Raw genomic sequence first — 14921 nt, forward strand, 5'->3', positions numbered from 1 at the left:
CGGGCGACGGCATCGGCGGCGGACGGGACAGCCGCTAAAGGCTTCTCCCGGGTGGGAAGGTCACTCCCACTCGATCGTCCCCGGCGGCTTGCTCGTCACATCGAGGACGACGCGGTTGACGTCGGCGACCTCGTTGGTGATGCGGGTGGAGATCTTCGCCAGCGTCTCGTACGGCAGGCGCGACCAGTCGGCCGTCATGGCGTCCTCGGAGGAGACCGGGCGCAGCACGATCGGGTGGCCGTAGGTGCGGCCGTCGCCCTGGACCCCGACCGAGCGGACGTCGGCGAGCAGGACGACGGGGCACTGCCAGATCTCGCGGTCCAGGCCGGCCGTGGTCAGCTCCTCGCGGGCGATGGCGTCGGCCTCGCGGAGCAGGTCCAGGCGCTCCTTGGTGACCTCGCCGACGATGCGGATGCCGAGGCCGGGGCCGGGGAACGGCTGGCGCTGGACGATCTCCTCGGGGAGGCCCAGCTCCTGGCCGACCATCCGGACCTCGTCCTTGAACAGCTGGCGCAGCGGCTCGACGAGCTGGAACTCGATGTCGTCGGGGAGTCCGCCGACGTTGTGGTGGGACTTGATGTTGGCGGTGCCGGTGCCGCCGCCGGACTCGACCACGTCCGGGTAGAGCGTGCCCTGGACGAGGAAGGCGACCTCGGGTCCGTCCTCCTGGAGGATCTCCAGCTGGGCCTGCTCGAAGACGCGGATGAACTCGCGGCCGATGATCTTCCGCTTCTGCTCCGGGTCGGAGACCCCGGCCAGGGCGTCGAGGAAGCGCTTCTCCGCGTCGACCACCTTCAGCTTCGCGCCGGTCGCGGCGACGAAGTCCTTCTCGACCTGCTCGGTCTCGCCCTTGCGCATCAGCCCGTGGTCGACGTACACACAGGTCAGCTGGGAGCCGATGGCCTTCTGGACGAGTGCCGCGGCGACCGCGGAGTCCACACCGCCGGAGAGGCCGCAGATGGCGCGCTTGGTGCCGACCTGCTCGCGGATGAGGGCGACCTGCTCCTCGACCACGTTGGTGGTGGTCCAGTTCGGCTCGATGCCCGCGCCGCGGTAGAGGAAGTGCTCCAGGACCTGCTGACCGTGGGTGGAGTGCAGGACCTCGGGGTGGTACTGGACGCCGTAGAGCTTCTTCTCGTCGTTCTCGAAGGCGGCGACCGGCACGACGTCGGTGGACGCGGTGACGGTGAAGCCCTCGGGGGCCGCCGAGCAGGCGTCGCCGTGCGACATCCACACCGGCTGCTCGGTGGGCGTGCCCTCGAAGAGCGTCGAGCCCGCCTTGCTGACGTGCAGCTGGGTACGGCCGTACTCACGGGCCCCGTTGTCGTCGACCGTGCCGCCGAGCGTGGTGGCCATCAGCTGGAAGCCGTAGCACATGCCGAAGACGGGGACCCCGGCCTCGAAGAGCGAACGGTCCAGGGACGGCGCGCCCTGCGCGTACACCGACGACGGGCCGCCGGACAGGATGATCGCGCGCGGGTTCTTCGCCAGCATCTCGGCCACCGGCATGGTGGACGGGACGATCTCGCTGTAGACCCGGGCCTCACGGACGCGGCGGGCGATGAGCTGGGCGTACTGCGCGCCGAAGTCGACGACGAGGACCACGTCGGCCGTGGCGTCGGGGGCGGCGGGGGGTGCTGCTGGCACGGGAGCGGCCTTCCGGCGGTGGTGAAGGGGGTCGGTCCTCCCGATTCTACCGGCCGTGCGCGGGCCCTCCGCCGGGCCGGACGCGGGGCCGCACGTCTCACGATCCGGGCCCCGTCTTGGTGGGGCGCGGGACCGGGGCCATACTGTCCCCCATGCGTCAGCACACGACCTTCGTCTTTACCTATGGCACCCGGCCCGCCGGCTGCCATGGTCGTGTTGCTTGAGCTACTGACGAGCAACGTTCCAGGCGCCCCGGGCCGACAGGCCCGGGGCGTCTCGTGCGTCCGGGCCCGTAGCCCCGGGGGGCCGTCACCCCACCGGGAGTCACCACCATGAACAGCAGCACCGCTACCGCCGACGCCGCCTCCGCCGAGCGGACCGGCGCGCACACCGACGAGGCCGCCGCCCTGATCGGCGGCGCCCGCGACCGCATCGACGCCCTCGACGACCGGATCATCGGCCTCGTCCAGGAACGGATGGCCGTCTCGGCGGTGATCCAGGAGGCCCGGATCACCTCCGGCGGCCGCCGGGTCAACCTCTCCCGGGAGACGGCCGTGCTCGGGCACTACCGGGACGCGCTGGGCAAGCCGGGCACCGCGCTGGCGATGACGCTCCTGGAGCTGTGCCGCGGCCGGGTGTGAGAGCCGCTGAGCGGCCTGCCGCGAGGACGGGTGGACGGCCCGCGGACGGAACGGTTCTCCGCCTGCGGCGCACGGGCCGTATCTGCGTTCGGACCCCGTCTCACCCGTACGGCGCGTGACCGGGGGCGCGGTGCCTTCGTTGATCCTGGTGTCCGTGCCAACCAGGGGCGGCATCGGTAGGAAACCACGCGTGGCTCCGCCGGGAAGTGTGACGTACTGCAGGTACGTCGTGGGACCACGACCCGGCGTAAGTGACCGGTCCGCAGGGGACAGCAGCCCGGTCACCCCATATGCGGCCGAACCCGGGGACGCCCGGGTCGGCCGCATCGGAACGTCTCCGGACGGATCGGAGCGTTCGGGCGGAGGCCCGTTCCCGCCTCCGCTCCCCTCTCCACCGCCGCTCAGGTCTGCTGCGCAGCCCGTCGTCGTGCCGCCGTGAACAGCACCAGGCCCACCGCCAGCGCCGCCGCCGCGGTGCCCGAGGCGATCAGGGCGATCGATCCCGTCGAGGCGAGGCCGCCTCCGGCCGTGCCCGCCGAGCCTCCGCCGGACGTGGTGGACGCCGAGGATCCGGGGGTGCCGGACGGGCTCTCCTCCGGGTCCGGGGCCGACGTCGGCGGGGTGGACGGTTCGCCCGAGCCGCCCGTCGAACCGCCGGAGTCGGAGCCTTCGCCCTCGCCGTTCAGGATCAGGTACGCGGTGTTGTTGGCGGGCTTCGGGTCGAACGGCAGCTTCGGGTCCTGGAGCCACGTGTTGCGAACGGTGACCGCGCCCTCCGCGCCGACCATGCTCTTGTCGATCCGCAGCTCGAACGGCAGGTCGAGCCCGCCGCCGTCCTTCACGGTCATGGAGGTCTCGCAGATGTAGCGCGGTGCGGGGCTCTTCTGGTCCTCGCGGTACTTCCCGTCGGCGGTCACCGCACGGCAGCGGTCCGGCTTCGCCGTGACGGTCGCGCCCCGCGGGACGGTGAAGTCGAGGGTGGCGACGGGCTCGCCGGAGCGGATGTAGCCGATCCAGGCCGGGCCCTCGTTGCGGAAGCCGATGTCGGCCCGCACGGTGGAGCCCTCGGCCCCGGCCACCTTGTCGCCGTACGCGACGAAGTCGGCCGTGTTCTTCGTACGGAAGTCGGCCTCGTGCTGGTTGTCCTGCGGGTTGAGGTCCCCGCCCCGGGCCGCCGTGCCCTTCTTCGCCGGAGCCTTCACCGGGACCGCCTTCAGCACGCCGCCGGCGCCCCGCTCGAAGGGGGCGCCCGCACGCTGGGCGGCGCGCTGGGCGGCGCTGTCCTCGTGGATGCGGTAGATGAAGGTGTCGTAGAAGGCGCGGGTGGTGACCTCGATGGTCAGCGGGGTCGCCAGGGTGTAGGTCTCGCCCGCCTCGAAGGAACCCTCGACGGAGCAGAGGGCGGTGGTCCAGCCGACGCCCGGGAGGCCCGGGTCGTCCTCGGAGTACTCGCAGTTGGCGTAGCGCTGCGGGATGTCGAGACCGCGGGAGTACACCAGGCCGAGCAGGACGCCGTCGGCGGCCCGGGTGCCCCGGTTGGTGAAGGTGATCGGGGCCTGCTGCTCGTCGCCCGGGTTCGTCTCCGTCGTGAACGGGAGCTCTTCCATGACGAGGTCGGCGCCGCCGACGGTGACCCGGGTGGTGAACGGGGTGAAGGTCGCGCCCTTCGACTGTCCGGTCACCGTGATCGTGCCGGTGTCGCCCTCCTCGCTGCCCTGGGCCGCGGTGAGCAGGAGGTCGTCGATGCCTCGGCTGCCGGGCCAGATGCCCCGGTCCGTGCAGACCGCCTTCGCGCCGGTGACCTCGCAGTCCGAGGTGTCCTCCACCGCCGTGTCGGCGACGCCCGCGATGCCGCTGAGGTCGAAGGTGACGGTGAACTCGGTCTCGTCGTCCTCGTCCGTGCCCGGGTTGTCGACGGTGAAGCCGACCGTGGACTGCTGCGGCTCACCGCTCTGCGGGTAGGGGTGCAGAGCGGTCTCGGCGGGACCGCCGAGGGCGAGCACCGGGACGTCGGCGGCCTGCGCCGGGGCGCCGGCCCCGGCGAGTGCGGTCGCGGCCAGCAGACCTGCGGCGGCGAGGGAACCCGCTGCGCGGCGCAGCGCGGTTCTCGGGGAGAAGCGTGTCATCGGGGACCTCTGGGACTCGGCAGGAGCTGTGTGACTGCTGTGAGGCAGTACGGGTTTCGACGCCGCAACCCGCCGAACAGTTGCCCTTCCCGAGATCACGGATTGGGCACAGGTGTGTCCCCCACGCCCGGCACGTCCGCTCCGGCCACCGCCGTCCCCTTCGGCGGCACCACGGGGATGCCCAGGAAGGGCAGCCGCAGCGCGCCGAACGCCTCCTTCGGCACGGTGGGCGCGAGCGGCTCGACCGGGGTGAGCCGCTCGTAGGCCGCGTCCTGCTCCGGGCGCGGGTCCGCCTCGCCCTTGTTGGGCCAGAAGGACATCGCGCGCTCGGCCTGGGCGGTGATGGTCAGGGAGGGGTTGACGCCGAGGTTGGCGGAGACCGCGGCGCCGTCGACGACGCTGATGCCGGGGTGCCCGTAGAGGCGGTGGTACGGGTCGATGACCCCCTCCTGCGGGCTCGCGCCGATCGGGCAGCCGCCGAGGAAGTGGGCGGTGAGCGGGGTGCCCATCAGCTCGCCGACGTTGGATCCGGCGAAGCCGTTGATCTCCTCGGCGAGCAGGGTGGCGCTGCGGGTGGCCTCCTCGATCTGGGTCGGGTTGGGCGCGCCGTGGCCCTGGCGGGCGGTGAGCAGCCCCTTCCCGATACCGCCGGGCTTGCGGTAGGTGGTGAGGGAGTTGTCCAGCGACTGCATGACCAGGCCGATGATGGTGCGCTCGGACCAGCGGCGGTTGGAGAGCGAACGGACCGCCAGGGTCGGGTGCTTGGCCATGTTGGCGAGCCAGCCGAGCACCCGGCGGCCGCCGTAGGGGACCTGGAGGATCGACATCGCGCCCATGGCGTTGGAGCCCTTGCCGTAGCGGACGGGCTCGATGTGGGTGTTGTCGTCGGGGTGGATCGAGGAGGTGATCGCGACGCCCTGCGAGAAGTCGGCCTTGGCGATGCCGTGCTTCTTGCGGTAACGGCGGTCGCTGGTCTGGGAGCCGACCAGCGCCTCGGAGTTGGTACGGGTCAGCTCGCCGAGCTTCGCGGAGAGCCGGGGCAGCAGGCCCTGGTCCTTCATGGTGTGCAGCAGACTCTGGGTGCCGTACGTGCCCGCCGCGACGACGACCTTGCGGGCGCGCAGCCGGGTGGGCTTCGCCTTGCGACGGCGGTCGGTGGGGACGGTGAGGACCCGGTAGCCGCCTTCGGGGTCGTCGGTGACGCCGACGACGGAGGTCATCGGGCGGATGACCGCGCCGGCCTGCTCGGCCAGGTGGAGGTAGTTCTCGTTGAGGGTGTTCTTCGCCCCGTGGCGGCAGCCCGTCATGCACTCGCCGCACTCGGTGCAGGCCTTGCGGGCGGGGCCCGCGCCGCCGAAGTACGGGTCCGGGACCGTGCCGCCGGGCTTGGCCTTGGCGGCGCCGTCGGCGTCCTTGCCGTCGCCGAAGAAGACGCCGACCGGCGCCAGGTGGAAGGTGTCGCCGACGCCCATGGCCTGGGCGGCGGCCTTGAGGTGGATGTCGGAGGGGGTCATGGTCGGGTTGAGGCGGACCCCGAGCATCCGGCGGGCCTGGTCGTAGTACGGCTTCAGCTCGTCCTGCCAGTCGGTGATCGAGGCCCACTGGCGGTCCTCGAAGAACGGGGCGGGCGGCACGTACAGCGTGTTGGCGTAGTTGAGCGATCCGCCGCCGACCCCCGCCCCGGCGAGCACCATGACGTTGCCGAGGAGGTGGACGCGCTGGATGCCGAAGAGGCCCAGCGCGGGGGCCCAGAGGTAGTTCTTCAGGTCCCAGGAGGTCTTGGGGAGCGTGCCGGGGGTGAAGCGGCGGCCCGCCTCCAGGATCCCGACCCGGTAGCCCTTCTCGGTCAGCCGGAGGGCGGACACCGCGCCCCCGAAGCCCGATCCGACGACCAGGACGTCGTAGTCGTACGCGGCGTCGTCCTCGGCCGGAACATGGCTCACGGCCTGCTTCTGGGCGGGGCTGTCCTGGGACATGACACTCCTCGGAACGGGATCGGTACGAAAAGGGCGGACGGCGGGGCCGGTACGGGAGCGCTCAGCGCAGCCGGAACGCCTTCATCGCCTTGAGGCTGCGGGTCATGAACGCGGCGTACTTCTCGTCGTCCATGCCGAAGGACGGGGCGAGCGGGATCAGCCGCTGCTGGGCGACGGTCTGGGCCTCGGTGTACTTGAGGATGCCCTCGGAGCCGTGCCGCCGGCCGAGGCCGGAGTCCTTCATGCCGCCCATCGGGGACTGGACGCTGCCGTATGCGGGGGCGTACCCCTCGTTGATGTTGACGGTGCCGGTGCGCAGCCGGGCGGCGACCTGGTGGCCGCGCCGGGAGTCGGTGGTCCAGACGCTGGAGTTGAGGCCGTACGGGGTGGCGTTGGCCAGCGCGATCACCTCGTCCTCGTCGCTGAAGCGGTAGACGGCGACGACCGGTCCGAAGGTCTCCTCCGTGCAGACGGCCATCGGCGCCTCCACCCCGTCGAGGATGGTCGGCTCGTAGAACAGCGGGCCGATGTCGGGGCGGGCGGCGCCGCCCGCGACGAGGGTCGCGCCCTTCTCGACGGCCTCGGCGACGTGCTGGGTGACCGTCTCCAGCTGGCGTTCGCCGACGAGGGAGCCCATGTCGGCCCCGTACGCCAGGGAGTTGCCGAGCCGCATGGCCTTGGTCCGGGTGGCGAAGCGCGCCACGAAGTCGTCGGCGATCGACTCGTGGACGTACAGCCGCTCGATGGAGATGCAGAGCTGCCCTGCGGAGGAGAAGCAGGCGCGGACGGCGCCCGCGGCGGCCTTCTCCACGTCGGCGTCCTTGAGGACGAGCATGGCGTTCTTGCCGCCGAGCTCCAGGGACACGCCGACGAGCCGGGACGCGGCCCCGACGGCGACCTCGCGGCCGGTACGGGTGGAGCCGGTGAAGGAGACGTAGTCGGCGCGGCTGACGACCTCGGGGCCGACGACGGGTCCCTCGCCGAGCACGATCTGGAAGACCTCGGCGGGCAGTCCGGCCTCGATCAGCAGGTCGCGGGCCCACAGGGCGGTGAGCGCGGTCTCCGTGTCGGGCTTCATCACGACGGCGTTGCCGGAGACGAACGCGGGCAGCGCGTCTCCCACGGAGAGTTCGAGCGGGTAGTTCCAGGGGGCGATCTGGCCGACGACTCCGCGCGGCTGACGCAGCTCGGTGACCTTGGTGAGGGTCGGGACGACACCGGTGTGACGGCGGGGCTTGAGATAGGAGGAGGCCTTGCGCCCGTAGTGGCGGGCGGCGACGGCGACGGCCTGCACCTCTTCGTGGGCGTGCAGCCGGGCCTTGCCGGTCTCCAGCTGGATGAGGTCGAGCACCTCGGACTGGCGGCTCAGGACGAGGTCGTGGAAGCGCAGCAGGACGGCTGCCCGCTGCCGTACGGGGACGGCGGCCCAGACGGGCTGGGCGGCGCGGGCCCGGTCGAAGGCGGTGGCGACGTCCTCGGGGGTCGACTCGGGCAGGTCGGCCAGCTTCTCCCCGCTGAAGGGGGTGTGGTTGGCCGTGCGGCCCGATCCGACGACGCCGCGGGTCAGCTGGGCGATCACCTCGGGGGTGACCACATCGGCGGCCGTGCGCACACCGGCGGGGGCGACCGCCACGGGGTTCGTACCGAGAGGGGCGTCAGGGGCCTGCGAGTCCGTCATGAGGGCGAGAGTATGTCCAGCCGAAGGCTTTGGGTACCCGTGGGTAACACTTTTTCACAGGACCCGCCACCGCCTCCCGACCCTCACCTCGAACGAGCCAGTGATCGCTGGCGGTATAACCGCTGATCAGTGGCTATGCGGCCGACCACCCGGCGGCGGTCGGCGCACGGTCCTCAGGAAGCGCGAATCTTCAGCCCCTCGATGACCTCGGTGAAGATCACGTCGCCGTCCTTCGCCGCCTGTCCCGCCGCGGGCATCCGCACCCGCACGTGCCAGTAGGGGTCGCTCTTCTTCTCGCCGGGGATCAGCAGCTCCCGGAAGCGGTAGCGCACCGGATCGTCGTCGGAGGAGGAGGCGTAGGGGATGAACTCGGTGGTCATCTCGACCGCCTCGCGCCCCTGGTACGTGATGTCCTTGTACGTGACGGAGGCGTCCTCCATCTGAGTGGTGTTCGCCCCGCCCTTCTCGTAGTACGTCTTGCGGGCCGCCGGGGCGACGCCGGGATTGTCGTCCGTGGTGTCGTCGCTCTTCGGGGCGCGGTGCCAGAAGTCGATCTCGAAAACGCCGCTGGGATCCGCGTACCAGACCAGTTCGCCGTCGTCGTCCTCGACCCGCTTGTACTCCCCCGGCACGGCCACGTCCGCCGACAGGACCTCGGTCTCGGTCCGGAGCTTCCAGCCCTCGGGCGGTCCGTCGCCCGCGAACGGGTTCAGCAGGAGCAGCACGAGCGCGGCCACCACGGCCAGCGCCCCGCCGCCGAGGGCGAGGCGGGCGGCACGGCTGCGGGGCAGCGCCCACTTGCTGCCGCCGCCCGCGGCGACCGCCCCGTACGCGGAGGTCACCGGGGCCGGGGAGGCCAGCTGCTGGAGCGTCCGGCGGACCTCGGCGGCCGGCGGCCGGGCGGCGGGGTCCTTGCGGAGCAGCTGCATGACGAGCGTGCCGAACGCGCCCGTGCCACGGGCCGGCACCTGCGGCTCGGCGGACAGCACGGCCTGGAGGGTGGCCGGGGTGTGCGAGCGGCGGTACGGGGACATCCCCTCGACCGCCGCGTACAGCACGACGCCCAGCGACCAGAGGTCCGACTCCGGTCCGGGGCGCTGCCCGAGGACCCGCTCCGGGGAGATGTACTCGGGCGAGCCGACGAACGCGCCGGTCTCGGTGAGCTGCTGCTCGCCCTCGACCTGGGCGATCCCGAAGTCGGCCAGGACGACCCGGTCGCCGGTGCCGAGCATGACGTTGTCCGGCTTGACGTCCCGGTGCAGGATGCCGATCGCATGGGCGGCGATCAGCGCGTCGAGGACCGCGAGGCCGATCCTGGCCGCCTCGCGGGGGTCCAGGGTGCCTTCCTTGAGGCGGTCGCCGAGCGACGGACCGCGCACCAGCTCCATGACGATCCACGGCTTGCCGTCCTCGACGGCCACGTCGTGGACGGTGACGACGGAGGGGTGGTCGATCCGGGCGGCGGCCCGCGCCTCGCGCTGCATGCGCTGGTGCACGGTGCTGTGCTCGCGCTCACCGAGGTGTTCCGGGACGCGCGGCTCCTTGACGGCCACCTCGCGGTCGACGACCTCGTCGTGGGCCCGCCACACCGTGCCCATGCCGCCGTGCCCGAGCCGGGAGAGCAGCCGGTAGCGCCCGCCGATCAGCCGGTTCACCGCACTGTCCGGGGCGCTCGCGTGGACGGTCGGGGAGGGAATGTGCGCCGGGGGCGCGGGATGCGGTGCGCCGGAACCGCCCGGTCCGTGCGGCGGCTGAAGTCCGTAGCTGGTGGGCTCGTTCGCCCGTCCCCCGTGATCTGTCATGCCCCCCATCCTGGTTCACGTGCCGGTCCTGACACCACCGGGGGCGGTCACCGGATGCAGAGCCGTGACCGTACGGCGACTCCGGCGGGGCACAGCGGGCCCCCGGAAGGCGCTCTCACCGCGGTGTGCCCGGGGCGCGCCAGCTGCGCAGCATGATGTCGAACTTCTCGCGGCTGTCCTCCCAGCCCTCCTGCGGGGCGGTCAGGTACAGGGCGTACTCGGGGCCGCCGTGGCCGCCGTAGTACATCTGGTCGATCCCGTGCCGGGGGCCGGCGTGGTCCTTGGTCTCGTCCCAGGTGAACTCCCAGAGGGAGCCCGGCCGGTCGCGGAAGGTCTTCTTCTCCAGCCCGATCCGCTGATAGCCCGGCAGCCGCTCGGACAGCTGCTCCTCCAGGTTCTGCATGTGCAGATGCGGATGGTCGAAGTCCGGGTCCGGGTCGATGCTGATGCGGATCCGGTGGGCCCCGCCGTCCGGTGTGTAGTCGATCTGGCCGTCCTGGTACTGCCGGGTCCAGTTCTTCGGCACCACCAGGCTGAAGCCCGCCGGGTCGTCGACCCGGTGCCAGCCGTCGGGTATCTCCGGTGTCCCCTGCGAGGGGTCGGCGGGGTCGGGGGTGGTCTGCTTCGGGGACGGTGTGCCGCCCGCGGACGTACCGCCGTTCGCGCCCGGGGTGCCGGAACCCTCCCGGTACTTCATCGCGAACAGCCCGGCCGCGCCCCCCAGGACGGCGGCGGCGACGACCACGACGAGCACGGTGCGCCACCGGGATCCGGCCCGCCGGGTCACCGGGGCGGAGGCGGGACCGGTGACCGGAGCGATGCCGTCCGGGCCGGAGCCGAGGCCGGAGCCGGAGTCGGGCGGCGCGGTTGCGGAGGGGGCCGTCGTGGGCAGTCGGGCGGTGGAGCCCTCGGAGCCGTGGGAGCCGGCCGGGCCGTGCGGGCCGCCGGGCCCGTTCGCGTCCGGGTAGCCGTACCGGGCGTCCTCGGGGAAGCGCTGGGTGGGCACATGCGCCTGGGCGGCACGGGGTTCGCGGCCCTCCATGGCGTCCAGCAGCATCTGCTCGGTCGCCGCGGCCGATGGCCGGTCGGCCGGGTCCTTGCGGAGCAGCGCGGTGATCACGGCGCCGAGCGGACCGGCGTTGACCGGGGCGGGCGGCTCATCGGTGACGACGGCCTGCATCGTGGCGATCGGGGAGGCGCGGCGGAACGGGGAGGTCCCCTCGACCGCCGTGTACAGCGTCGCGCCCAGCGACCAGAGGTCGGAGGCCGGTCCCGGGTCGCCGCCACGTACCCGTTCCGGGGCCAGGTAGTCGATGGAGCCGACCAGTTCGCCGGTGCGGGTGATGGTGGAGTCGCCCTCGATCGCGGCGATCCCGAAGTCGGTGAGCAGCACCTGCCCGTCGCGGGCCAGCAGGACGTTGCCGGGCTTGACGTCGCGGTGCAGCACCCCGGCCCCGTGGGCGGCGCGGAGCGCGCTCAGCACATGCAGCCCGATGCGGGCCGCCTCGCGCGGGGCGACCTCGCCGCTCTCCTTGGCGGCGTCGGCGAGCGAGGGCCCGTCGACGTACTGCATGACGATCCAGGGGCGGTTGTCGTACTCGATCACGTCGTGGACGGTGACGACGCCGGGGTGCGTGATGCGCGCCGCGGCCCGCGCCTCCTTCTGCGTCCGGGCGTGCAGGACGAGCCGGTCGGCCTCGGCGACGTACAGTCCGGCGGTCAGCTCCTTGACGGCGACCGTGCGGTGCAGCACCTCGTCGTGGGCGCGCCAGACCTTGCCCATGCCGCCCCGGCCGAGGACGTCGCCCAGCCGGTACCGCCCCGCCAGTACCAATCCCGCGTCCGTGCCCTGTGATCGATCCACGTGATGTCCCCGCCCCGTTCCTCGGCTTGCCAGATTACGGAGGCGGAGCGGGCAGGCGGAACCGGGGATCGCCCACGAGACCGCACTGTGATGGTTGTCGACACCGCACAACGCCCGTTGCGGAGACCCGGCGATGACGTGCTGTCAGACCGTCCGAAGGCCGGAGGGTCAGGCGTTGACCCGGTACGAGGCGATGGCCTGCTCGTAGATCTCGGTGACCTTGTCGCGGTCGCTCTCGGGGCCGATGACCTGGATGATGTGGTAGCGGCCGTCGACGATCATGGCGAGGTTGCGGACGTACACCTCACGCCCGCCGCTCTCCTGCCAGGTGAACTGCCCCTCGGCCATGGCCTGCCGGCCGACGTCGACCCGGCGCAGTCCGGACGAGGAGGACCAGCTGGAGTCCCGGAACGGCTGGAGCTCGGGCTCCTTGTCCCGCTGGTAGTCCAGCGGATCGCCGCCGCCCGCCTTCACCGTGTCCCGGCCGGGCACCACGAGCAGGGTGAACCCGTCGCTGCCGTAGCGGATCTGACGGTTCGCGTTGGCGGGGCTGCGCTGCCAGTCCTTCGGTACGCCGACCTCGAAGCCCTCCGTGTCCTTGCGGAGCGCGTAGCCGGGGGCGAGCGCGACGGCGGAGCGGCTCGTCTGCGGCTGCTGGGACCCGGGATCGGCGGACCCGTCCCCCGAGGCGGACGGCTCGGGCTTCCCCGAGGCGGCGGGCGGCGCGGCGGAACCGGCGGGCGAACCCGGCGCTCCGTCGTCCTTGCCCGACTCCTGTTCCGGCAGGAACATCACCGCGTATGCGACGGCGGCGGCCATCAGCAGCAGGATCAGGACGAGCAGCAGCCGGCCCAGGCTGCGCGGTGAGGACGATCCCTCGCCCCGGCGCGGCGGCTCGCGCAGCACCCGGGGCCCCTTGGGCGCACGCGGCACGCGGGCCGGGCGCTCCTCCTCCCAGGACTCCACGGGCCGGCGCACGGACCGGTCGGGCGGCAGCGGCGGGGCGTGGTGGTCCTGCTGCCGGCCGCCGCCGCGTTGCTTCGGCGGCTGCTGACGCTTCCCCTGGCGGTGCCGGCCGTGCGCAGCGCCGCCGCCGAAACGGCCCCGGCGCCGGCGGACCAGCTCGCCCCGGCGGCGTACGACGGGGAGCCGGGTGGCGTCGGGCGCGGGCAGGGTGACGACGTCGGCGCCCGCCTCCGGCTCCGGCGCGGAGCGCACCAGCGAGCGCAGCCAGCCGCGCAGCTCCTCGAAGTCCGGCCGCTCCGTGGGGTCCTGGCGCAGCAGCGATTCGACGACGGGCCGCAGCGGGCCGCACTCCTCCGCGAAGGCGGGCGGCTCGCCGCACACCATCTGGACGAGCTCGGCCGCGTTCTCCTCGGGGTAGGGGGCGTGGCCCTGGACGGCGCGGTAGAGCAGCGCGCCGAGCGCCCACAGGTCGGTGGAGGGGCCGATCGGGGGCGCGAGCTGCCAGTTGTCGTGGACCGGGCCCGCCTGCTCGGGGGCCCAGCGCTCGGTGACGGCTCCGACGACGGCGATCCGTGCCTGGCGGGCGCGTTCGGCGGCGAGCGGGGTGGCGGGGCCGCGGTAGAGGGGGGGGTCGCCGCCGCCCGCGACGGCTTCCTCCCAGGCCCGGGACGCGGCCCGCCCGTCCGGGAGGGGCGCGGTGCGGGCGAGTTGCTTCGGGGCGGGGGCCGGCGGGCCGGGCCGCCGGGAGTCGGCGCGCAGCGCGTCCTCGCCGGAGCCGCCCGCGGAGACGGGCCGCCCCGCGCCGGGCCCGTCGTCCCAGGTCCCCGCGAGATGGACGCGGCGGCCCGGCGGGCGGGGGCCCTCCTCGTCGTCCTCTTCGTCCTCGTCGTCGTAGGGGTCCTCGGCGGGGCTGCCCCAGGGGGTGGTGAGCCGGGGGGCCTCGGGGGTGTCCGGGGCCGGCCGCCGGAAGGGGAGGACGCCTGCGTCGGCGACCGGGCCCGCGTCGGCGGCCGGGGTGGCTTCGCGGTCCTCCGGCGGCGACTTCGTGAGGTCGGCCGGGGCGGGGTCGGTCTGCTGCCGGTCCTCGGTGACCCGGGCGGCGGCCCGTGCGCCCGCCCGGTAGGCGGCGATGGCTCCGGCGCGGGCGGCCCGCAACTGGGCGGCGCTCGCGGCGCCCGGCTCGGCGGGGGGCGGCACGGCGGTGTACGGGACGGTGGGGGCGGCGGGGCGCGGGACGATCTCCTGCCCGTCGGCCCGCTGCCCCGGGAAGGGGTCGGCCTCCCGGCCCGGCGGCAGGTCGTACCGGTCGTCGTACCGCTCGTCGCCCCGGCGCGGCGCGTACCCCTGGGGCAGCGGCGGAACGGGATACTCGCCGCCCTCGCCGCCCTCTCCGCTCTCGTACTCGGCGTCCTGGACGTCCGCGTACTCCTGGACGTCCGCGTACTCCGCGTCATCCGCGTCGCTCCTGGCGGGCGGAAGCGCATGGGCGGCGTCGAGCTCCCTCGGCGGGGCGGGCTCGACGGCCGGGATGCCGTAGCTCGTGGGGCCGGTCACCGGATCGGCGTCGGGCTGCGGTTCGGGGGCGTATCCGCAGAGCGCCTCCTCGGCGGCGCCCGCCGCGAGACCGGTGAGCACGACGCGGCCGTCGTCGCACACCAGGACCGTGCGCACGGTGATGTTGCGGTGGGTCCACCCGTGCGCGTGCAGCACCCGCAGGGCGGTGAGCACGTCGGAGCCGATCTCGGCGGCCCGGTAGGGGTTGAGGGGGCGTTCGGCGAGGAGGGCGGCGAGCGGGCGGGCCGCGACGAGCTCGCTCACTATCCACAGCGAACCCGCTTCGGCGAAGACGTCGAAGACCTGGTCGAGCCGGGGGTGGTCGGGCACCTGGGCGGCGGCCTGCGCGGCCTCGATCGCCCGCCGGACCGCGGGGTCCGTGCTGCGGCGGACCGCTCGCCCGGTGGTGCGTCCCGACATCGAGGACTGCCCGTCGGCGTCGAGCACCTCCGCGTCCACGATCTCCGGCAACGGAACCTGACGGACCAGGACTTCCTGACCGCTGTATGTGTCGAACGCCCGGGTCTCGGCCAGTTCGTACCCGTCGGACGGGGGCAGCGGAAGGCGGTAGCGGTCGGCAAGCACCCGACCCGCGTAGTCGTCCACGACGCCTCCCCAGAGCGCGCTGTTCCCCCGGTCATCAGAGCCGCACGAATCCGTCAGTTAC

General features: G+C 73.3%; 8 protein-coding genes. 1 reads left to right on the top strand and 7 read right to left on the bottom strand.

Annotated elements, in window-relative coordinates; all coding sequences use genetic code 11:
* Positions 1-60 precede the first annotated feature (60 nt).
* Entirely contained in the window at positions 61-1647 is a 1587-nt protein-coding gene (gene guaA / locus ACH4UK_RS11775) for a glutamine-hydrolyzing GMP synthase (protein ID WP_398355884.1), read from the bottom strand.
* Positions 1648-1979: 332 nt separating this feature from the next.
* On the opposite strand from guaA, the gene ACH4UK_RS11780 reads away from it, so the two are divergent.
* Positions 1980-2288 carry a chorismate mutase gene (locus ACH4UK_RS11780; protein WP_398355885.1) on the top strand — a complete coding sequence of 103 codons (309 nt, stop codon included), beginning with the start codon at positions 1980-1982 and terminating at the stop codon, positions 2286-2288.
* A 401-nt stretch (positions 2289-2689) separates the two neighbouring features.
* Here ACH4UK_RS11780 and ACH4UK_RS11785 read toward each other — a convergent pair whose 3' ends face one another.
* The 6 genes from ACH4UK_RS11785 to ACH4UK_RS11810 form a co-directional block, all read right to left on the bottom strand.
* Entirely contained in the window at positions 2690-4414 is a 1725-nt protein-coding gene (locus ACH4UK_RS11785; protein WP_398355886.1) for a peptidase, read from the bottom strand.
* Between the two features lie 95 nt (positions 4415-4509).
* Positions 4510-6390: a GMC oxidoreductase gene (locus ACH4UK_RS11790; protein ID WP_398355887.1), complete on the bottom strand. Its 1881-nt coding sequence runs from the start codon at positions 6388-6390 to the stop codon at positions 4510-4512.
* A 61-nt stretch (positions 6391-6451) separates the two neighbouring features.
* Positions 6452-8068 carry a succinic semialdehyde dehydrogenase gene (locus ACH4UK_RS11795; protein WP_398355888.1) on the bottom strand — a complete coding sequence of 539 codons (1617 nt, stop codon included), beginning with the start codon at positions 8066-8068 and terminating at the stop codon, positions 6452-6454.
* A 173-nt stretch (positions 8069-8241) separates the two neighbouring features.
* Positions 8242-9870 carry a serine/threonine-protein kinase gene (locus ACH4UK_RS11800; RefSeq protein WP_398355889.1) on the bottom strand — a complete coding sequence of 543 codons (1629 nt, stop codon included), beginning with the start codon at positions 9868-9870 and terminating at the stop codon, positions 8242-8244.
* Positions 9871-9985: 115 nt separating this feature from the next.
* A complete protein-coding gene (locus ACH4UK_RS11805; protein WP_398355890.1) occupies positions 9986-11734 on the bottom strand; it encodes a protein kinase in 1749 nt (582 codons plus the stop codon).
* A 168-nt stretch (positions 11735-11902) separates the two neighbouring features.
* Positions 11903-14860: a protein kinase gene (locus tag ACH4UK_RS11810; protein WP_398355891.1), complete on the bottom strand. Its 2958-nt coding sequence runs from the start codon at positions 14858-14860 to the stop codon at positions 11903-11905.
* Positions 14861-14921 lie beyond the last annotated feature (61 nt).

Source organism: Streptomyces sp. NPDC020884, assembly GCF_044333935.1.
GTDB lineage: Bacteria > Actinomycetota > Actinomycetes > Streptomycetales > Streptomycetaceae > Streptomyces.